The following is a 20821-nucleotide window of genomic DNA, read 5'->3' on the forward strand; positions in this document are numbered from 1 at the left end:
CCCGTCAAAAGGAAACGCGTTTATACCACCCCCACCCCTTACGGTCAAGACATATTTTTGTTAGTTTTTACTTAAATACGATTCTCGCAAAACGCCGCTTGCCAAACTGCAAGACGTACTCTCCGACACCGGGGAGTTCGAGCATATCGTTGGTGACCTTTTCTCCATTCACCTTCACACCGCCCTGGTTGATTGCGCGACGCCCCTCACTGTTCGATTTCACGAGCCCTGCTTCAGCGAGTAATCTACTCAGCAGCACCTTGCCATCCTCAGCCGACAAGATGCATTCAGGCATTTCTTCCGGAGTTTGATTATCACGGAATCGCCTGACAAAACTTTCCTCCGCATTATCAGCTGCAACTGCACCGTGATAACGAGCCACTATTTCGCGAGCAAGCTGCTTCTTAGCTGCCATTGGATGCACATCACCATCCCGGATAGATGCCTTGAGTTTTTCGATTTCCGCAAGCGTCAGATCGCTGAGCAGCTCGTAGTACCGGAGCATAAGTTCGTCCGAAATGGACATGACTTTCCCAAAGATTTCATCGGCAGGCTCATTGATACCGATATAGTTTCCCAGTGACTTGCTCATCTTGTTGACGCCATCAAGTCCCTCAAGAAGAGGCATGGTAATAACGCTCTGGGGAGATTGTTTCCATACACGCTGCAATTCGCGGCCGACAAGGAGATTGAACTTTTGATCCGTCCCCCCGAGTTCAACATCAGCCTTGAGTGCTACGGAATCGTATCCTTGGATGAGTGGGTAGAGAAATTCGTGAATGCTTATAGGAAGTTGATTGGCAAATCGTTTACCGAAATCGTCACGTTCCAGCATCCGCGCTACTGTAGATTGTGCCGCAAGCCCAATCATGTCGGAGGCCGTCATTTTCCCAAGCCACTCGGAGTTGAAAACGACCCGCGTCTTCTCCGGATTCAGTATCTTGAATACCTGTTCTTTATAGGTTTCAGCGTTTTTTAGAACATCTTCACGGGTAAGCGCCTTACGGGTCTCCGACTTGCCTGTGGGGTCACCGATCATCCCTGTGAAGTCGCCGATAAGAAAGCAGACTTCGTGGCCCAACTGCTGAAACTGACGCATTTTGTGCAAGAGGACCGTATGGCCGAGATGGAGGTCGGGTGCCGTTGGATCAAATCCAGCCTTGATTCTCAACGGAACCCCGGTACTCAGTGATTTTTCGATTTTTCCCTCAAGTTCTTTCTCAAGGAGTATTTCTGTCGCTCCGCGCTTGATGATCGCCATCTGTTCAGCTACCGACATAGAACTCTCTCCCTCCTCACGAACACGTAAGTGAAATCCGTTCAACTGAAAGCGCGGAACCGCTCATCTCATCGATCCCAAGGACAACTCCGTTCAGACGTATATCTTTTTTTGCTACTTCGAACCGGACCGGCATCTGGCTTGTGAAGCGCTCAACGGCAAGCTCTTTTTTGACGCCGATTACCGAATCGAAACTACCGGTCATTCCAGCGTCTGTCATATAGGCGGTACCGCCGGGAAGGATCCGCTCGTCGGCTGTCTGAACATGGGTGTGCGTTCCGACAACGGCACTCACTTTGCCGTCCAGATACCAACCCAAGGCAACTTTTTCGGAAGTGGCTTCGGCATGAAAATCAACAAAGATGATGCTGGCTTGTTCCTTAAGCTGAACTATCTCCCGGTCAGCCGTACGGAATGGACAATCAAGACTGTTCATGAATACGCGACCTTCGAGGTTAAGGATACCGACACTAATTCCTCCGGCGGTCCGCACGATCGTGCTCCCCCGACCAATCGTCTCAGGGGGGTAGTTAGCCGGCCGCACGAGACGCTCCTCCCGTCGGATATAGGGATATGATTCCTTTTTATCCCAGACGTGGTTTCCACTCGTTAACACGTCGATACCGAGAGAATAGAGTTCGCGGGCCTTCTCTTCGGTAATGCCGAAGCCGCCGGCCGCGTTCTCGCCATTAGCTATGACCAGATCTATCCGGTAACGGTCAATGAGGCGGTGGAGCTCACGGGACACGGCCTGACGGCCCGGAGCGCCAACGATATCGCCAATAAAAAGGATATTAACGGGCATACTCAATGGCCCGGGTTTCCCGGATCACGTTAACCTTGATCTGCCCCGGGTAGGTCATCTCGGCTTCGATCTTCTTTGCTATGTCTTTAGCGAGAACAACAGCCCGTTCATCGGTGACTTCATCACTCGAAACCATAACCCTGATTTCGCGTCCGGCCTGAATAGCGAAGGAATTGTTGACTCCGACAAACGATGTGGCAATACGCTCCAGATCATCAAGGCGTTTCACGTATGTTTCCATCATCTCGCGCCGGGCTCCGGGTCGGGCACCGGACAAAGCATCGGCAGCTTGAACAAGAACAGCAAGAACGGTATTGGGCTTCTCGTCTTCGTGGTGGGCCATGATAGCGTGAACGATCTTCGGGGATTCGCCATATTTGCGCGCAAGCTCCGCGCCAATAACCGCGTGGGATCCCTCGACCTCGTGATCAACCGCCTTGCCCAAATCGTGAAGAAGGCCGGCGCGCTTGGCTTGCTTAACGTTGATACCAAGCTCGGAAGCCATGATGCCGCAGAGGAACGCAACCTCCAGAGAGTGTTGGTAAACATTCTGGCTGTAAGAGGTGCGATACTTGAGGCGACCGATCAGCTTCAATATTTCAGGGTGAATGCCGTGCACACCAAGGTCGAAAGCAGCCTGATCGCCGGCTTCTTTGATAGTCTGCTCAACTTCCTCTTCGGCCTTGGCAACAACTTCTTCGATGCGGCCGGGATGAATGCGGCCATCAGTGATGAGTTTTTCCAGGGCAATCTTTGCCACTTCGCGGCGAACCGGGTTGAAACCGGACAGAATAACTGCCTCAGGAGTGTCGTCGATGATGAGATCGATGCCAGTAGCAGCCTCCAGCGCCCTGATATTACGACCCTCGCGACCGATAATCCTCCCTTTCATCTCATCCGAAGGGAGCGCCACGACCGACACGGACCGCTCCGCAACGTACTCGCCCGCATAACGTTGAATGGCCAGGGCTATGATCTCCTTCGACTTCTTGTCGGCGGTCTCGCGAGCCTCCTCCTCGATGACCTTGATCCGCTTGGCGGCATCGAGTTTGGCCTCGCTCTCCATGGCATCCATGAGAATTTTCTTTGCCTCTGTAGACGAAAGGCCGGAAATACTCTCAAGTTTTTCCCTTTGCTCTGCAATGAGACCGTCAAGCCTCTCTTCCTTCTGAACAAGTCCTTGCTCGCGGTTAAGAAGCGCCTGATCCTTTTTTGTAAGGTCAGCGTCGCGCTGGTCAAAGAGGTTCATCTTCTTGTCGAGATTCTCTTCCTTTTGCTGGAGACGTTTTTCCAGAGCCTGAAGATCCTTGCGCTTCTCCTTGGCATCACGCTCCGCCTCAGCCTTTGCCTGAAATACTTCATCCTTGGCCTTGAGTTCTGCTTCCTTGGTTATCGTTTCCGCTTCACGCTTTGCGTCATCGACAATCTTTGACGCAAGCTCTTCTGCCTTGCTGACGAGGGTGTCGGAAAGACGCTTGCGCAGCATGTTTCCCACAAAGTATCCGAGCCCGGCAGCTGCAAGGATTAGGACAATGGCGATTTCTATCTTCAATGTCTTGATACCTCCCTTGATCTATTGATAACCGTGAAGAGTGATAACTCTCTTCTCGGTGATAATGACATCGACTGCGACGTCATGGGGTTCCGCGACAATCTCGTCCACAAGCTGGAAGTCATAGCAAAAAGCGACAAGTTTCCCGCTCCCCTCAAGATGATGGAGCGACCTGTCGTAGTAACCCTTCCCGAAGCCTATTCGTTTTCCGGCGTGATCGAACGCGACACCGGGGACGACAACAAGGTCAGCAGCATCCGGGGGGTAGGCTTCTCCGGTAAGGCACGGCTCGGCAATCCCGAAAGCTCCCTTCGTCATCTCGCTTGGGTCTGAAACCTTGATAAAGCGGAGGCAATCCCCACAGACCACCGGAAAGATCACAATCTTTCCTTCCTTAAGGGCGGCCTCCATCACCTCACCCGTCTCCACCTCTCCTCCGATAGGCGAATAGAGAGCAACAATGCGGGCCTCAGCAAACTCAGGAAGTGCAACAAATGCCTGCTGGATAAGATGCCCAGAAAAGCGCCGTTCTTCGGCGGCCAAGGTGCGCCGTTTATCGAGCATGCATTGCCGAAGCTTTCTCTTGGGCATGGAACCTTATAAACAGCTGTGTTGAATAAAAAGAAGCTTTGTGAGACGGAAGTCGTCCCGGAATCGGGTCTCCGGCAGGAGAACGGGGGGAGGAAAGCTTGACCAGCAACAGAGGGGGCGTATGCTTTAGAGTAAATCGAATATGGCGTGTGGTTACGGCATTACGTCAATCGTGCTTACCCTTTCGGCATCAGATGAACTTCTGCAGCCTGCTATCAGTGAAACAGATAGTGCCTTAAAGCAGCGTCAAAGCCATTTCTGTCGTAACTGATCGAACTTTCCAGACCAAACCGTGCTGCTTTATGATGAAATCTCCCCAGGGGAGACCGCGAAACCACATACAACCGCCTATACTTTCAGGGAAGAGCGCTGTCGATACGTTTGACCAACCGACTCATGACTTCCTTATCGGCCTGTCCCTTTTCCTCAAGTTCCCGTGAAAGAGAGAGGCATGATTCAGCCAGATTCATTAGTGCAAGAATTATTGGTACCTGGGGATCGCCGACTACCGGCACCGACGCCTGAGCTTCGGCCAGCTTGCGGTTAACGAGTGCCTCCACTTCACGCACATGCTCGGAGGAAGCCGAGCTCTTAACGGTAATCTCCTTGCCGAGCACGCTGATGCGGTGCGAAGCCTTCACGGACATCAAATCCCTTCGAGCTTCCTCAGAACACCGTCTATTCTTGACTTGACGGCATCCCGCTCCTGCAGGAGCCGACCGTTTTCCTCGCGAAGGACGTCATTCTCCCGCTTAAGGGCGGTGTATCGTTCTACGAGAGTCTCAACGCGCCGTTCGAGATCGGCGAACAGTTCTGTGTCCATTGGGATACCTTTTTTGGCCTAAAATATTATTGCAGAGCCCCCGTGAAGTCAAGGCAATTATTGGAAGAGCGCATCCACGAACTCGGCCGGATCGAAGTCCCGAAGGTCGTCGACACCTTCCCCGACACCGATATAGCGGACCGGAATTCGGAACTCATTGCAAATGGCTGCAACGATCCCTCCCTTGGCCGTGCCATCCAGCTTGGTAAGGGCGATGCCGGTCACCTCGGCAGCCTCTTTGAAGAGCTTGGCCTGTGAAAGGGCGTTCTGGCCAGTGGCGGCATCGAGGACCAAGAGCGTTTCGTGGGGGGCGCCGGGAATCTCGCGGTCCATGATGCGACGGACCTTCTTGAGCTCTTCCATGAGGTTTACCTTGGTATGGAGCCGCCCTGCCGTATCAACGATGAGGACGTCCGCCTTGCGGGCCACGGCGGCTTTGATGCCGTCAAAGACCACGGCGGAGGGATCGGCTCCCTCCTTATGGCGAACCACGTCGCACCCGGTCCGCTCGCCCCAGATCTCGAGCTGCTCGGCCGCAGCGGCCCGGAACGTATCGCCGGCCGCGAGCACTACTTTTTTCCCTTCCCGCGAGAACCGGGCGGCGAGTTTGCCAATGGTGGTCGTCTTGCCAACGCCGTTGACACCAATGACCATGATGACGAAGGGAGAGGCGGAATCAACGGCGAGGGGTCTCACATCCCGGCTCAACCGTTTGAGAATCTCATCCTTGAGGGTCTGACGAAGAGCCGCACCATCATTCAATTCATTGCGAGAGAGCCGCTCCTCCAGTATCCGGATAAGTTCCACCGTGGTCTGGACACCGATGTCGGCGGTGATGAGGATCTCTTCGAGTTCTTCCAGAGTGTCAGCATCGATCTCCTTTTTGCCGAGAACAAGCCGGTCGATCCTCCCCACAAGGCTGTCGCGGGTCTTGCTGAGCCCCTGGCGCAAGCGCTCGAACAACCCCGGCTTGCGCTCCTCCGGTTCCTCGGCCAAAACAGGATGTTCAGCCACTTCGGTCTTCTGCTCGGGAATAGGGTTTTCCTCTGCCCCCTCGGCACCGGCAATCTTGTTCCACAACCCCTTGAAGAAGCCCTTTTTTTCCTCCGCCATATCAGTAAATCTCCTTGAGCAAAATAGCCTGCACGTGCTCGAATTTGACCATTGCCCACCCGGCGATGGCCTCCCTGTCGAGGGTCAATACCAACAAATAGTCGTCTCCAATGGGGCCAAGGATCACGCGCTGGTCAGCCAGCGTGATAACCGCCTCACGGACGGGATCGGCAGAAAGCCGACCCTGAAGCTCTTTCATCCGGGTCAGAATGATTCCCAGATGGGCCGCGGTGATTTTCAACTCGTAGTCGTCCCTGAGGGCGACATGATCCACCGTCTCCCCCTCCCAGTCGGCAATGATCGCGCCGGTGGCCCCGGGAACGGACTGCACCAGCTGGGTCAGGATCGCTTTGAACGACACCGGTCGACCTCCTCTAATTCAGTTTGACAGAAACGATCTTGGACACCCCCGGCTCCTCCATGGTGACGCCGTAGAGGGTGTCGGCAACCGCCATGGTCGCCTTGTTGTGGGTGATGATGATGAACTGGGAAATCTCGCTCATTTCCCGCACCATGTCGTTGAAGCGCCCGATATTGGCATCATCGAGGGGAGCATCAACCTCGTCAAGCAGACAAAAGGGTGACGGTTTGATGAGGAAGATGGAAAAGATGAGCGCCACGGCGGTCAGGGCCTTTTCCCCCCCAGAGAGGAGAGTCACGTTCTGGAGTTTCTTTCCGGGAGGCTGGACGATGATATCGATGCCGGTCTCCAGAAGGTCCTCTTCGTTGGTAAGCTTGAGTTCAGCACGACCGCCACAAAAGAGGCGCGGAAACACTTCCTGAAATTTCTCATTCACAAGATTGAAAGTTTCGAGGAACCGCTTGCGCGTGGTGCGGTTGATCCGCTGGATCGCCTGCTGGAGCGAATGGAGCGATTCCTCCAGATCTGTCTTCTGGCCCGACAGGAAGGTGAAGCGCTCGTCCAGTTCCCGGTACTCTTCGATGGCGGTCAGGTTCACCTCCCCCATCTCGTCAATGAGACGCGAAAGCTCTTCCTGGCGCTGGGATGCCGTTTCCTCGTCGAAGGGGGTGTCGGCATACTTCGGGAGGAGGGGCTGCATCTCAAGCCGGTACTTCTCCATGAGTGATGTGACGAGATGGTTGAGTTCCAGGGTAAGCTCCGACTGCCTGAGTCTATCGGCGGCAACGGCATTTTTCGCCTGCTCGGCAAGGACACGGAGTTCCCGGAGAGCACCTTCCTCGACCCGGACCGCCTCGGCCTGGCCGTCGAACTCGCGCTTGAAGGTCGCGCTGGCACCTTCTGCTTCGACGTGGCGCGCCAGGAGGGATTTCAGCTCGCCATCACCGCCGGCGAGAGAAGCAACCAGCCGCTCCCGCTCCTGAGCGCACCGCTCCCGCTCTTCCCGATGTCGGGTAATCCGCGCCTGAAGGTCTGACTGGAGTTCTTCGGTCCGCTTCAGGGCGCGGCTGGCCGCCTCCTTTTTCTCCCGAAGCTGGGCTCCCCTGACCTTGAGGGTGGTGACCGCCTCACGGGCTGCGTCAATCTCGCGCTTCCTGACCGTGAGGGTTTCCTGGAGCCGCTCAAGCTCTGCCTCAAGAGTTCCTTTTTTCTCTTCGTGAACGGCTTTCCGCGTATCGGCATCCACGATCTCACCTTCAAGGGTCTCACGCTCCTCCCGGAGCTGGTCGTCCTCCATGCCGGTGACGGCAAGCCGCTCCTCGACGCGCTGGACTTCCTCCTTTGCCCGGATGAGATCCTTGTCGGCGTTGACGAGTTGGATATCGGTCTGGTGGAGGCTCTGGCGCACCTCCCGCACCTCCTCCTCGGTGCCGGCCCGTTCCTGCTGCGTCCGGTCCCGCATAGCGTCGAGATCATTCAGCACGGCAGTTAGGCGCTCCACCTCGCCGGTAAGCTCCCGAATCTCCCGCTTCTTGTGGACCAGTCCCGGACCTGCAGCTTCTGTCGACCCGCCGCTCACAATCCCGCCGTCAAAAGCAACGTCACCACGAAGGGTAACGAAGGTGCTGCGGGGGTGAAGCCGCGAAAGGGAACAGGCCGTCGCAAGGTCCCCCACCAGATAGGTACCCGCCAGGATATGCTCCACAACGGGGTTTCGTCCTTCGGCAATGGTGACGTGGGAAAGGATCGGTACCGCTCCGTCAGGCGCGGCGTCACTGCCCGGCATGGAGGGGATTCCCGCAACAAGGGAACAGCGTCCACCGCCGCTCTCGGAGAGGTACGCGAGCGCCTCGAAGGCATCAGACTCCTGGGGACAGACCACGTACTGGAGCCGCTCGGCCAGTACCGCCTCAAGGGCGGTCTCGAACTCAGGAGCGGTTTCCACTAAGTCGGCGATGACGCCGGTGAAACGCCCCTTGAACCGTTCGGCCAGCAAGAGATTCCTGACACCCTGGCCGTAGCCGGCAAACTGGGCCTCCAGTTCCTGGAGCGAGTGGAGGCGCGACGATTTCCTGCTCAGTTCATCGCGGCGGGAACCGATTTCCCGATCCATATCCGCAAGGCTCTCCCGCAGTTCCGTCTCCCGGCGGACGAGAAGCGGCAGACGCTCCTGAAGTTCAGCCTTCTGGTCGGCCAGACCTGCGACAGCCTTCTCAAGCTCGCTGGCGCGGCCCGACGATTCCACGAGCCGCTCGTTGAGGAGGAGCCCCTCTCGACGGTTCCGCTCGACCCGTTCTGCAAGCCCTTCCAGGCGCCGAGTAGCGGCGGTGCGCTGGTTGTTGAGCTGGGCCACCTCGGCCAGGAGGGAAAAAAGCTCCCGCCGCACCTCCTCAAGGTCGGTGGAGAGCTCCCGTTCGGCAGCAGCCATCTCTTCCAGTTCTTTCTCACGGGTGGCGAGGGTGTCTTCTTCTCCCGCCGCCTCGACAGCGTAGCTGCCGCTCTGCTCCACGAGACGAGCAAGCTCTTCGCCAGCCGCAGCAAGCTGACTCTCCAGTCCCTCAAGCTCTCCCGCAAGCCGCTCCTCCTGCCGTTCCAACCCACCGAGTTCCTTGCGCTGGAACTCGATCCTGCTTTCGTGCCCCTGAATCTCCCCCTTGAGGGAGAAAACCACCTCCTGGGACGCGGCCAGCGACCGTTCCCGCTCCACGAGGGCGAGGCGCCGCTCGTCCAGCCCCAGTTCGCGCTGCTCAAGATCCGCAGTGAGCGTGGCGGCCCGGGAAACGCTCTGGCGAAGCGCCTCCTCCACCTGCTCCTTGGCAGCATCGAGAGCTATGAAGCGCCTGACCGTGGCAGCCACTTCGATCTCCCGGAGTTCCTCCCGGTACTCCCGGAACCGCTCGGCCTTCTTGACTTGGCGCTGGAGCGAGTTGAGCTGCCGCCGAATCTCGGCCAGTATGTCGCCGATACGCAGGAGATTCTGACGGGTGAGATCGATCTTTTTCAGGGCCACCTGCTTCTTGGCCTTGAACTTGGTGACTCCGGCCGCCTCTTCGATGAGGAATCGCCTCTCCTCGGGCTTGGAGTGGAGGATCATCCCGATCTTCCCCTGCTCGATGATGGAGTATGCCCGGGCACCGACACCGGTATCCATGAAGAGCTCGGTGATATCCATGAGCCGGCAGGGAGTCTTGTTGAGGAAGTAGTCGCTCTCACCGTCGCGGTAGAGGCGGCGCGTCACCTGGATTTCGCTGTAGTTCAGGTATTTCGCCGGCACCCTCCCGTCTTCGGTGGAGAAAGCCATGGAAACCTCGGCCATGCCGAGGGGTTTGCGGGATTCGCTCCCGCCGAAGATGATGTCCTCCATGGATTTGCCACGGAGGTTCTTGGCCGACTGCTCCCCCATGACCCAGCGGATGGCATCCACCACATTGGACTTGCCGCAACCGTTGGGGCCAACGATGCTGGTTATCCCCTGCTGGAAGTCGAGGGAGACCTTGTCCACGAACGATTTGAAGCCGGATATGTCGAGGCGTTTAATTTTCATAAATCGTGTCATACTATCAGAGAGGAGGGTGTCAATGCAACCAGACCAGCACCGTGTCCGGCCTTCCCCCCATGACACGAAGAATGGTTGCCTCCCCGGAGCGCCGGAGAGTATACTCTCCAGCGGCCCAGACTAAACGAAAGGTCCACTTCCCATGATCTCCCGCGGCGCAAAGACCCTCCTCATCTCCATACTGCTCATCCTGGGCATCCTTGCCGGCGGGGTCGCGACCTTTTTCCTGGCACACTTCCATGAACTCGACACCTACAAGGACCAGATCCTTGCCGAAGTCCAGAAGAGCCTTAACCGCCAGGTCACGTACGAGAAGGGGGAAGTAACGTTTCGCTTTACCCCTGCCTTCAGCTTTACCAAGGTTGTCATCAAGGAACGGGACGGCCTGACAACGTTCGCCACAGCAGACCGCGTCAGCTTCCGTCTTGCGCTCCTGCCGCTCCTTGAAGGGAAAGTCGTCGTCGGAAAGCTCATGGCGGAACGGCCGACCATCCAGATAATCCGCAACAGGGAAGGCACCTTCAACATCAGCGACCTGCTGGAAGAAAAAAAGGGGGCTCCTCCCCTCCGGATGAGAGGGATCAGTATCCACGACGGGAAGATTACCTTCACCGATCAAGCGGCAACCGCCAATGGAGTTGTGACCAGGCTGGAAAAGACCGCTCTGGAACTGGACCGGATCGTCCGCGGCAAAGAGACAGAATTCACCATAGCAACCACCCTGGCACAGGGAACAACCACCGGGACGCTTTTCGCCCGCGGCTCGGCAGATCTTCCGCGAGAGGGGCATCCGATGACGGAAACGCGCATCGATGCGAAGGTCGAGGCCAGGAATCTTTCCGCTGCCCATTACTGGCCCTACTATGGCCGCTTCGTCCCCTTCGATCCCCTAGCGGGGCTCTTCGATGTCAAGGCATCCATCCATGGGACGGCGGCGGACTTCACCTCAAAGGGGACAGTCCACGTCGCCGGGCTTCGCTTTTCCTATCCCAAGGTCTTCCACGCCGTTCTCACCCCTCGCGACCTGCAACTGGACTACAAGTTGAAGCGGGACCGGCAGCAGGTTGACGTCTCCGCGGTCGATTTCCGGATGGACGGGCTCATGGTCAAAGGGAACTGCGCCATCAGGGACATCAACACCAATGATCCGCGGATCGTGGCCCGGGCCGTCATCGATCCCTTCAAGCTGGAGAGGTTCTTCTACTACATCCCCTTCGGCATCATCGCCGACGATGCATCCCAGTTCATCGAACGGTACATCAAGGCAGGAACGTACCGGTTGGACGAGGGACGGCTCGATGGCAGGGTGAGCCAGATCCTCCACATGGAGAAGGACCAGAACTACAACATCCTCTCCATCAAGGCCCGGGCACTGGAAGGGGGTGTCGTGGACCTGGGGAATGGCGTCCCCTCTTTCAACAACATCAAAGGGGATCTGTCGCTGTCGGGCAAGAACTTCATCCTGCGCAACATGTCGGGAAAGTTTGGTACGTCACCATTCACCATGAACGGAATGATTGCCGACTACCCCCTCAACACACCATCGTCCTATCCGTTCAACGCAGCATTCACCCCACAACAACAGGAACTTGCCTGGCTCTTGGGAAAACACCTGGGCGGAGGACTTTCGTTCTCGGGGCACACGCCATTAACCATTACCGGTGCCGGGTATACGTCCGCGTATACTCTGTCCGGCCAGTGGAATCTGGCAAATGCCGGCTACAACGTAACCAATGTCATCGCCAAGCCGGCTGGAGTGACCAACCAGCTTTCCTTCAGCATGAGCCTCTCAAAGCCAGGAATGAGCGCCTTTGCCTGCCAATACAATCTCCCCCCCCTCTCGCTGGTCCTGTCGACCCGGTATCGGCCGGGGCAAGATGTTCCCAACCATATCGACATACGGACGAACCAGTTCGAGATGGCGCCCCTTGCCCCCCTGCTCCCACGGGTGAAGTCCTATCAACCCCAGGGGCGGATACAGGTTGCGGCCCGTGCCGACGGGAGCGCGGAAACCATTGGCGGACTGAACTGGACAGGGGATGTCCTTCTTGCCGGAGCGGCATTCCAACCACCAGGGGGCATCAAGCGCGTCCGCAACATCAACGGTGGTATCCGCTTCAAGGGCACCGACCTGGAAACACCACGGCTCTCAGCCATGCTGGGGAACTCCCTCCTCGTCGGCACGGGAACTCTGACCAACTTTGACAACCCGGCCATCTCTCTCGAATTCTCCGCTCCCGCTCTCGACGTGGCCGACCTGGGGCTAAAGGCCCCTGAGGGAAAGAGCCTAAAAATCAAGAAGGTGCAAGGTTCCGTCACCCTTGCCCAAGACACCCTCCAGGTAAAGTCACTGTCCGGCACGGTGAATGATTCTGCCCTGAATCTGAAGGGGACAGTGGAACGGCTACAAAGCCCACGGGTCGACGTGACGGTTACCTCTCCCTTCCTGAATATCGAAGATGTCCTCCTTCTTGGTGGTCTGGAACGGAGCGCAAAAGCATCGGCCCAGAATGGCACCGCCACCATCAAGGCGTCGGTCACTGCGGATGAGGGAAAATTCAAAGGATTTCGGTTCAGGAAGCTCCATACGGTTGCCATGCTCGACAACCGGATCCTCTATCTCCAGCCCTTCGAATGCGGCGCCTTCGGTGGCCAGGTTGCGGGAACTTTCAGGGCCGACTTCGGCTCAAACGGCCCAACCCGCTACCAGGCAAATCTCAAGGCTGATAAAATTTCCGCCGAAGACTTGGTCCAGGCGCTGAACCTGAGACTCCACAATGAAATAATCACCGGCTCCCTGTCGCTTCATGCAGACGTCACCGCCAAGGGAGAAACCGCCGATGAACTGAGGCGAACCATCCTCGGCAGCGTCAAGCTTCATCTCGAAAACGGCAAACTGCGGCGGTACTCAGTGCTCTCCAAAATATTTTCCCTCCTGAACGTGTCGCAACTCTTCACATTCCATCTCCCCGATATGGTTGCCGACGGCATGCCCTATAACCGGATCGACGCAACCCTCTCTCTCAGGGATGGGATCGTGTCTTCAAAAGACTTCTTCATCGACAGCAACGCCATGAATATTTCGGCTGTGGGCTCCATTGACCTCGTCAAGGAGGAGATTGACGCAACCGTGGGGGTCCAGCCGCTCCAAACCGTCGACAAGGTGGTAAACCGGATACCGATCGTCGGCTGGATCCTTACCGGCAAGGACAAACACCTCATCTCCACCTATTTCGAGGCCAAGGGAAAGTGGAGCGACCCTGTCGTAAAGGCCGTGCCGGTCAAGTCCATGGCCAAGGGAGTGCTCGGAATCTTTAAACGGTTATTCCAGCTTCCCGCCAAACTCATTACCGACACAGGTGAAGTCATCATCGGAAAATAAAGGGTTTTTTTGCTGTTGTAAAATATTTGGGACCTATGGTACTGTTCAGCAGTTGAGAAACGTACACCATACAGGAGGACACAGGTGAAAAAGACAGTATTGGTCGCTCTTGCAGTTGCATCACTTGCCGCAGCCGGATGCAAGGAGAAGCCGAAAGCCCCTGAGACTACAGCACCGCAGCAGAGCGGCATGCCCGCCCAGCCTGGCCAAGGCCAAATGCCCAGTGATGCAGTCCACGGCGGCGCCAACCCCCACGCCGGCCTGAAGGCCGTCGAAGTACCTGCCGGTGCAGGCCATAAGGGAAAGGTTGTCTCCACCATGGACGCTGCCGGATACACCTATCTTGAGGTAGAGGAAAAGGGCCAGAAACTTTGGGTTGCCGTCATGCAAACCAAGGTCAAGGTTGGCGACGAAGTCGAGTTCCCCGACTCTCCGCCGATGGTCAACTTCCACAGCAAGACCCTCAACCGGACCTTCGAAAAGATTATTTTCGCTCCTGGCGTCCGGATTGCCGGCAAGTAATTTCCGGTAAAACCGCAACGAAAAAAGGCGACATCCTTCAGGTGTCGCCTTTTTTCGTACCACGCTCCGCCACCACCATACGCAAACGCTCCCCGACATCGGTATCCCGCGGATTGAGCCTTTTCGCCGTCTCGTATAGCTGCTTTGCTCCCCTTTGATCACCCTCCTCAAGGCGCAGGTCACCAAGTGCCAGGTAAGCAGGAACATGAGCGGGCACAAGTGAGATAGCCCGCTCAAAAGCCTTTCCTGCCCGCGTCACATCTCCCCGTGAACCATGGAGACCTCCAAGGGCCAGCCACCCCCAGGGATTTTCCGGCTGCCGCTCGACGATCTCACGATACAGGGCCTCAGCCTTTCCTATATCTCCTTTGGCTTCAAGCCACTCGCCCTGCCCAAGATTCGTCCCGTGGCAGTAGCCAAGAAACTCGCGCTGGGCAGTGAAGTCGGCCGGCCCAAACCGGGCTTTCCTCTCGACACGGGTCAATGCCCGCAAGAGCGTCTCCATCGAGCGGGCAACGAACGGATCGCGTCGCACATACAGGGCCGCTCCCCTCTCCCTTTCAAAGAGATCAGCGCCCACCCGCCCCTCTCTCACCGCTTCATCGAAGAGAGCCGTCCCGGGGTAGTATGCCAAGGGGGCCACATGGCCATCATGGGGGAGGATGTTGCTGATGAGCGTAAGGGTCGCCTGCAGGTCATCGTCAGTCTCCCCGGGCACTCCGGAGATCAGGTAAATGGAGAGGCTTATCCCGGCACGCCGGGTGGCCTTAGCGGCCCTTCGGACCTGCTCGGGGGTGATCTGCTTACCGAGATACGCGAGTATTTTCTCCGACCCCGACTCGACGCCGTACTGGACGCATTCGCACCCGGCCCTACGCATCCAGATGAGCATCTCCTCGTCCACGGCGTTCACCCGCGACTGGCAGTTCCAGAGGATATGGACCTTTTCCTCCAGAAGCAACCGGCAAAAGTCAATCACCCGATCCTTGCGAACAGTAAAGGTATCGTCACGGAGAGAAAAATAGATAAGGCCGTAGCGGTCGCGAATGGCGCGGATCTCATCGACCATGGCTCGTGGCGAGCGGAAACGGAGTGACTTCCCCCAAAAACGCGGCGACGAACAGAAGCGGCAGGCAGCGGGACATCCGCGGGAGGTGATGATGAATTCCAACTGGCGGCGCACGTCGCATCCCCAGGCATCATTCATGTGGAGTGCCGGCAGCGGGAGCACGTCGAGATCCGCAACAGGGGGTCGCTTCACGGAGTGAACCTTGGCGCCCTTGCGATAAGCCAGTCCCACTATGCCGGTCAGACTGCGATCGCCCCGCTCGACAGCCCGTGCGAGGTCGAGAAAAGTCTCCTCCCCCTCACCGAGGATCACCCCGTCCACCTCCCGATACTTAACCAGGATAGACTCGAAAGCGTGGGTTGCATGGGGACCGCCAAAGATTGTTAGACAGGTGGGGTCGACTTTCTTCGCCAAGGCGGCAAGTCGAAGGGATTCGAAACGGTTGTGGGTAAAAACGGAGATACCAAGGATGGCAGGACGCTCCCGTCGGAGCAGTTCTTCCACCTGGCGCCAGGAAGCAGTAGAGAGGTTGGCAAGGGAGGACGTAAAACCATTTTCTCTCAGAACAGCGTTGAGGTAGCCGAGCCCCGTGGGCAGGAGTGAGGTGAACGGGTCACGGGCCCCTTCTGGATGGGGCCTAGAGACGAGTAGTATCCGCATCGCTGAACTCGTGAACTATCTTCTTCGCCAGAGGGTAGTCGGCGGGAAGGAGATCGAAGCGGAGAATATCCGCGGGATCAACCCAACTGTGGTCGGCCACGTCCAGTTCGCGCAATTCCCCGCCAGTCCAGGCGCACCGGTAGGCCAAAACCAGCACTGGTCGCTCCGGGTAACGGTAATAGACCACATCATATATCCCGTGGACAGAAACATCCATGGCCAGTTCCTCGCGAACCTCCCGAACAATACATGCTTCTGGGTGTTCCTCGGGCTCCAGCTTGCCACCGGGGAACTCCCAGAGCAGCGGATAGGGAGCATCGGGCTTTCTCCTGGTTAAAAGGATCTTGCCTTCATGCTCGATAACGGCGGCTGTCACGATAAGAGGAAGCATGGACACCTCAAAAAAAAATCCGGCCGCAAGAGCCGGATTTTTTCGTGCGCAAACGACGCAGGGCGAAAACCCTATTTCAAAAGACTGACCCCAAGGGTGTCATTCGTCAAAATTTCCTCGAGCCCTTCTTCCTCAACACCGGAAATCAGGTCATCGAGTTTCAGGATATCGGGATTAACCTCGGCAATCCGCTTCGCACCAAGGAAACGGGAACGGTAGTAGGGAGTATCAACAGAGGAAATAACGACCCGACGGTCTCGCGACGAGGCGTGAATCATCTTGTTGTTGCCGAGATAGATGCCAACATGGGACGGGAAACGCGCATAGGTCTGGAAGAAGAGGAGGTCACCCTTCTGCAGGTCGCCGGGAGCAACCGAATTTCCCACATGGAACTGTTCCCGGGCCGTGCGGGGAAGAGTTACGTCGAGCTCGCGGAAGACGTGCTGGACAAAACTGGAACAGTCGAGCCCCCGACGGGTGGTGCCGCCGAAACGATACTTGGTGCCGATGAAGCTGTAGGCAGTTTTTTTGAGTTCAGAGACACCATCGACATCGAGTTTCACGCTCTTCGTGAAGTCAGCTGGACGGTTCGGGTCCAACTCCACCAACTCGCTCAGACTCTGCTCGTATTCTTTTTCATCGTAGATATCAAGGTGTTTCAGGGGCTTTTTCAGGGAAAGCTTCGCGGTAACCGTTTCATTGGATTCCACTGCCTGGAGTGCAAGGAGACGACCGGGCTTGAGTCTGCCCTTCCCTATGCCGTTCAAACGTCGCAACTCAGCCACGGAAACGCCGGTCTTCCGCGCAACCTTTGCCAGGGTATCACCTTTTTTCACCTTATAGCTGGCAGGGGTGGAAGAGTCCGCGCTTGACTCTGCTGCGGCGCGAGACGGGATGACAAGCACTGTTCCCGGCTTTATCCGGGCATTAGTGAGGTTGTTGGCCGATTTTAGATCTTTCGCACTAACGTGGTACTTCTTCGCGATAGAGTAAACGGTTTCGCTTTTTCTGATCTTGTGGGTTTTTGCGGCGTGGGACAGGGCGGGAAAGGCTAAGAGGATTACGGAAAGCGCTGTAAGTCGCAATCGCAGGCTCATATCCCCTCCTTCATTTGTTTTATTAAATTGAAACGAAAACGAGCTTTTTATAACAAACCATCTCTCATCTGTCAACCTTTATTCCCCCCCCGGCCAACATCAGCGTCTTCCCGTGGTCACGATCCTCACCCTGACGGGCTCGTCATTCAGGATCCTAAGCTGCGGCGACGGCGAGACGAGCCTTGACTCCACAACGGTGCTCTGGCGGATTCCCTCCAGGTTAATTACTTCGGTATTGAGGGTATCGAGGCCCGCCAGCACATGTTCCGGCCCCTCCACAACCACCTCCTGAGGCTCAACACGCACCCGTTGCAGCCGTTGACGCCCTGAGGGGGTCCCCTTCAGTACAGGCCGGACCTGGAGAGCCTTCTTTATCTTCTTGCTGATGCTCACTTTTACCACCGACGGATTCACGCTGGTGACCACAACCCCGAGTGGAAGGTTCAAGTCACTCTCCGTGATAGCCAAAGTATTGCTCCCTTCCCTTACTTTGGCGAGATCCAGGTCGGCTACGACATCGAGTTGTTTCGGCGACGGGATGAGACTCGAAAAGACCTTTAGCTGGGCCTCAACCTCCTCGGGACTGCTTTTCAACAACACCGCATTTCCCGGCAAGTTATGGAATTTGATCGGGACAGTGACCGTAAAAATCGCCCCCTGCTTAGTCGTTATAATGAGCCAGCTTACAAACACCACCAACGTGGTCACAAGCTTAGGGACCAGATTGCTAACCAGCCGCTGCCCCAGCGAGATGTGAACCTTCTCCTGGCGCTGGGGATAGAGGAGTCCCTGGAGTTTCTCCGCCAGACTCTCGGCAGTTGCAACTGCCTCAAGTTCTCCTGCAAGTGCCAGGCCAACCTCCCCCCGTTCTTCGGAAACGATTACCACGGCGGCATCACAGCGCTCACTGAGGCCGATTCCTGCTCGATGCCGAGTACCGAAATGACGAGGGAGTTCTGTCTTCATCGAAAGGGGAAGGTGGCACGATGCCTGGGTTATACGCCCCTCCTTAACGATAACGGCGCCGTCATGGAGAGGAGTTCCGTCCTGAAAAATACATTCAATGAGCTGCCCGTTCGGAATACTGTCGAGGGGGACACCATGAAGAAGGTAATCATCAAGCGATTCATGCCGCTGAAAGACAACGATTGCACCGGTGCGCTCTTTGGCAAGGCGAAAGATTGTTGAGGAAATATCCGCAAGATCAATCAACCCTCCGCCATCCTGCCTTCCAAAGAAATTCCGCAACAGACTGAAGCGGTAGAGGGCCTGTCGAATCTCCGCCTGAAAAATGACAATAATGAGAACAAAGAGGACCGTGCCGAGTTCCTGGAGTATCCAGCTCGTCATAAAGAGCCCCAGGTTCTTGGTTATAAAATACACCCCCACCAAAAAGACCATGCCGATAAGAACCTGCATGGCCCTGGTATGCCTGAACCAGCTGTAAAGCTGATAGGCAAGAAAGCTCATAATGATGATGTCGGCGACATCCTGCCACCGGATCACGGGAACCATCTCCTCTTACCCTTCCCTTTCTCGGTTCGCCCCCCCAAGTCCATACAGGGGACGTCCCCGGGAAACCTGCACCACCACGCTCCGAAAATCCGTTTTTTCTGGCATGGAGTGAGGTTTTGTGCTAAAAATATCGGTCTGTATGCCCAGAAAGAATCAGGATTTATACCACCATTACCCGCAAAAGGATAGAAAATTTACGATGTATAAACTGAGCGAAAAAGGCGAGCAGATCCGGGAGATGTTCTCCGACATTGCCCCCCGGTACGACTTCCTCAACCGGCTCCTGAGCTTCGGCATCGACCGGCGCTGGCGGCGCATCGCCGTACAATGCGCCCGATGGAGCGAGGGGGGAAAAATCCTCGACGTTGCCACCGGAACCGGCGACGTGGCGCTGGAAATCGCCCGCCAAACCCCCGACTCAGTCTCCATCATCGGCATCGACATCACGGAAGGGATGGTGGTGCTCGGCCGCGAAAAGGTTGCGCAATCCCCCTATGCCCGCCGGATCACCCTGGAAATCGCCCCCTGCGAGGCGATCCCCTTTCCCGACAATACGTTTGACTCGGTCACCATCGCCTTCGGCATCCGCAACGTGGTCGACCGGCGCCAGGGGCTGGCGGAAATGCAGCGCATCCTGAAGCCCGGCGGCCGGGCCGTCATCCTCGAGTTCTCCACTCCCCGCTCACAGTTCTTCAAACGGGTCTATTATTTCTACTTTCTCCGGTTGCTGCCGGCGATCGGCGGACTTTTCTCCAACTTCAGCGCCTACAAGTACCTCCCCGATTCCGTGCTGGAGTTTCCGTCGCAAGAGGAATTCAAGACTCTCATGCGATCCGTGGGTTTCCATTCCACCACCCATCGTGATCTCACCTTTGGAATCGCGACGATCTACACCGGGGAAAAAGCCGCTCAAAACTGACGCTTTCTTGACACTTGGCTGCTGTTTCCTGTATAACGCGACAGTCGTTCATCCACCACCAAGGGGCACACCATGTTCGTGCTTGCCAACTTTCTCCTGGCCGTCGCCAAGATTGCCGACATCCTCCTCACCATCTATCTCTACATTCTCATTGCACGGGCGATCATCTCCTGGGTTAATCCCGACCCCTACAACCCCATCGTGAACTTCCTCTACCGGAGCACCGAGCCGGTCCTCTCGCGAGTTCGCAGATTCCTTCCCGACATGGGTGGGCTCGACCTGTCACCGATCATCGTGCTCGTCGCCATTTACTTTCTCCAAAGCTTTCTGGTGCGCAGCATCTACGACCTTGCCTACAAGATGAAACTCGGAATGGGAGGGATGCCGTGAGAATTACCCCGCTTGACATCCAGCAGCAGCAGTTCAAGGGCAAGATGCTTGGCGGGCTTGACCCCCATGAAGTGGACGCCTTTCTCCAGACGGTCGCGGAAGAGATGGAAAGCCTCGTGCGGGAGAACGCCGAGTTAAAGGAGCAGTGCAAGAGAGCCACCGTCGAGATGGAACAAATGGCCCAGCAGGAGAAGAACCTGCGGGAAACCATGCTCGCCGCCCAGAAGATCACCGAGGAAATGAAGGCGAACGCCCAGAAAGAGGCAGCTCTGCTCGTCTCCGAGGCCGAGGTCAAGGGGGAGAAAATAGTGGCCGATGCCGAACGCAGGCTCGCCCAACTCAACGACCAGGTCCAGGAAATCCGTCGCCAGCGGCTCCAATTCGAGAGTTCCTTCAAGTCCCTCCTCGACACACACTACAAAATGCTCGCCCTTGATGAAGAGTGACACCCCTTCCGGGGAACTCAGAATCACGGAAAACGCTGATGGCGTCACCTTCTCCGTGCACGTTCAACCCCGCGCCTCAAAAAACGGAATCTGCGGCATCCAGGGGGATGCCATCAAGCTTCGCCTGACATCTCCCCCTGTTGAGGGGGAAGCGAACCGCCTCTGCACTGAATACCTCGCAAAACTACTCAAGGTTCCCAAGTCAGCCGTCACCATAATTGCCGGGGATAAGTCGCGGCACAAGACGATTCGGGTTTCTGGCGCCACGGCTCAGGCTGTTCACAACCTACTGCCCTAATTTCCCCAGTCATTTCATATATTGCGCTTCCAATCATCCACACACGGGGTTG

Annotated in this window: 19 protein-coding genes; 6 read left to right on the top strand and 13 right to left on the bottom strand. The window is 56.7% G+C overall.

Going from position 1 to position 20821, the window contains the following annotated elements:
• Window positions 1–67: 67 nt before the first annotated feature.
• The 9 genes from tyrS to smc form a co-directional block, all read right to left on the bottom strand.
• Complete coding sequence (gene tyrS / locus KJB29_RS12365) at window positions 68–1279, bottom strand: tyrosine--tRNA ligase (protein ID WP_215734824.1); 1212 nt, start codon at window positions 1277–1279, stop codon at window positions 68–70.
• A 16-nt stretch (window positions 1280–1295) separates the two neighbouring features.
• Window positions 1296–2084 carry a TIGR00282 family metallophosphoesterase gene (locus KJB29_RS12370; protein WP_215734927.1) on the bottom strand — a complete coding sequence of 263 codons (789 nt, stop codon included), beginning with the start codon at window positions 2082–2084 and terminating at the stop codon, window positions 1296–1298.
• Window positions 2074–3636, bottom strand: a complete 1563-nt coding sequence (gene rny / locus KJB29_RS12375; protein WP_215734825.1) for a ribonuclease Y — start codon at window positions 3634–3636, stop codon at window positions 2074–2076. Before rny ends, KJB29_RS12370 begins: the two co-directional genes overlap by 11 nt.
• 21 nt (window positions 3637–3657) lie before the next feature.
• Window positions 3658–4227: a 5-formyltetrahydrofolate cyclo-ligase gene (locus KJB29_RS12380; protein ID WP_215734826.1), complete on the bottom strand. Its 570-nt coding sequence runs from the start codon at window positions 4225–4227 to the stop codon at window positions 3658–3660.
• Window positions 4228–4583: 356 nt separating this feature from the next.
• The gene (locus KJB29_RS12385; RefSeq protein ID WP_004513444.1) at window positions 4584–4874 is read right to left on the bottom strand and encodes a cell division protein ZapA; all 291 of its coding nucleotides are present in this window, start codon (window positions 4872–4874) and stop codon (window positions 4584–4586) included.
• A complete protein-coding gene (locus KJB29_RS12390) occupies window positions 4874–5050 on the bottom strand; it encodes a cell division protein ZapB (protein ID WP_214187849.1) in 177 nt (58 codons plus the stop codon). The genes KJB29_RS12385 and KJB29_RS12390 overlap by 1 nt, the downstream gene beginning before the upstream one ends.
• Window positions 5051–5107: 57 nt before the next feature.
• The gene (gene ftsY / locus KJB29_RS12395; RefSeq protein WP_215734827.1) at window positions 5108–6163 is read right to left on the bottom strand and encodes a signal recognition particle-docking protein FtsY; all 1056 of its coding nucleotides are present in this window, start codon (window positions 6161–6163) and stop codon (window positions 5108–5110) included.
• A 1-nt stretch (window position 6164) separates the two neighbouring features.
• Complete coding sequence (locus KJB29_RS12400; protein ID WP_004513441.1) at window positions 6165–6524, bottom strand: roadblock/LC7 domain-containing protein; 360 nt, start codon at window positions 6522–6524, stop codon at window positions 6165–6167.
• A gap of 13 nt (window positions 6525–6537) precedes the next feature.
• Window positions 6538–10068 (bottom strand): chromosome segregation protein SMC, encoded by a 3531-nt coding sequence (gene smc / locus KJB29_RS12405; RefSeq protein ID WP_215734828.1) that lies wholly within the window; start codon window positions 10066–10068, stop codon window positions 6538–6540.
• A 154-nt stretch (window positions 10069–10222) separates the two neighbouring features.
• On the opposite strand from smc, the gene KJB29_RS12410 reads away from it, so the two are divergent.
• Together KJB29_RS12410 and KJB29_RS12415 are read left to right on the top strand one after the other, a co-directional pair.
• Entirely contained in the window at window positions 10223–13462 is a 3240-nt protein-coding gene (locus tag KJB29_RS12410) for a YhdP family protein (RefSeq protein WP_215734829.1), read from the top strand.
• Between the two features lie 84 nt (window positions 13463–13546).
• The gene (locus tag KJB29_RS12415; RefSeq protein ID WP_004513438.1) at window positions 13547–13984 is read left to right on the top strand and encodes a hypothetical protein; all 438 of its coding nucleotides are present in this window, start codon (window positions 13547–13549) and stop codon (window positions 13982–13984) included.
• Window positions 13985–14021: 37 nt separating this feature from the next.
• Here the strand turns inward: KJB29_RS12415 and KJB29_RS12420 are convergent, their stop codons facing one another.
• The 4 genes from KJB29_RS12420 to cdaA form a co-directional block, all read right to left on the bottom strand.
• Window positions 14022–15713 carry a B12-binding domain-containing radical SAM protein gene (locus KJB29_RS12420; protein WP_004513437.1) on the bottom strand — a complete coding sequence of 564 codons (1692 nt, stop codon included), beginning with the start codon at window positions 15711–15713 and terminating at the stop codon, window positions 14022–14024.
• Entirely contained in the window at window positions 15691–16104 is a 414-nt protein-coding gene (locus KJB29_RS12425) for a (deoxy)nucleoside triphosphate pyrophosphohydrolase (RefSeq protein WP_004513436.1), read from the bottom strand. Before KJB29_RS12425 ends, KJB29_RS12420 begins: the two co-directional genes overlap by 23 nt.
• A gap of 71 nt (window positions 16105–16175) precedes the next feature.
• Window positions 16176–17201, bottom strand: a complete 1026-nt coding sequence (locus KJB29_RS12430) for a C40 family peptidase (RefSeq protein ID WP_011365778.1) — start codon at window positions 17199–17201, stop codon at window positions 16176–16178.
• A 99-nt stretch (window positions 17202–17300) separates the two neighbouring features.
• On the bottom strand, window positions 17301–18716 hold the full coding sequence (gene cdaA / locus KJB29_RS12435) for a diadenylate cyclase CdaA (RefSeq protein ID WP_011365777.1): 1416 nt from the start codon (window positions 18714–18716) through the stop codon (window positions 17301–17303).
• A 199-nt stretch (window positions 18717–18915) separates the two neighbouring features.
• Between cdaA and ubiE the strand changes: the two genes are divergently transcribed.
• From ubiE to KJB29_RS12455, 4 genes are all read left to right on the top strand, one after another.
• Window positions 18916–19635: a bifunctional demethylmenaquinone methyltransferase/2-methoxy-6-polyprenyl-1,4-benzoquinol methylase UbiE gene (gene ubiE, locus KJB29_RS12440; protein WP_004513432.1), complete on the top strand. Its 720-nt coding sequence runs from the start codon at window positions 18916–18918 to the stop codon at window positions 19633–19635.
• A gap of 72 nt (window positions 19636–19707) precedes the next feature.
• Window positions 19708–20025, top strand: a complete 318-nt coding sequence (locus KJB29_RS12445) for a YggT family protein (protein WP_004513431.1) — start codon at window positions 19708–19710, stop codon at window positions 20023–20025.
• The gene (locus KJB29_RS12450; protein ID WP_004513430.1) at window positions 20022–20471 is read left to right on the top strand and encodes a DivIVA domain-containing protein; all 450 of its coding nucleotides are present in this window, start codon (window positions 20022–20024) and stop codon (window positions 20469–20471) included. Before KJB29_RS12445 ends, KJB29_RS12450 begins: the two co-directional genes overlap by 4 nt.
• Complete coding sequence (locus KJB29_RS12455) at window positions 20461–20769, top strand: DUF167 domain-containing protein (protein WP_004513429.1); 309 nt, start codon at window positions 20461–20463, stop codon at window positions 20767–20769. The genes KJB29_RS12450 and KJB29_RS12455 overlap by 11 nt, the downstream gene beginning before the upstream one ends.
• Window positions 20770–20821 lie beyond the last annotated feature (52 nt).

This window comes from Geobacter grbiciae, from assembly GCF_018531165.1.
Taxonomy (GTDB): Bacteria; Desulfobacterota; Desulfuromonadia; order Geobacterales; family Geobacteraceae; genus Geobacter; species Geobacter metallireducens.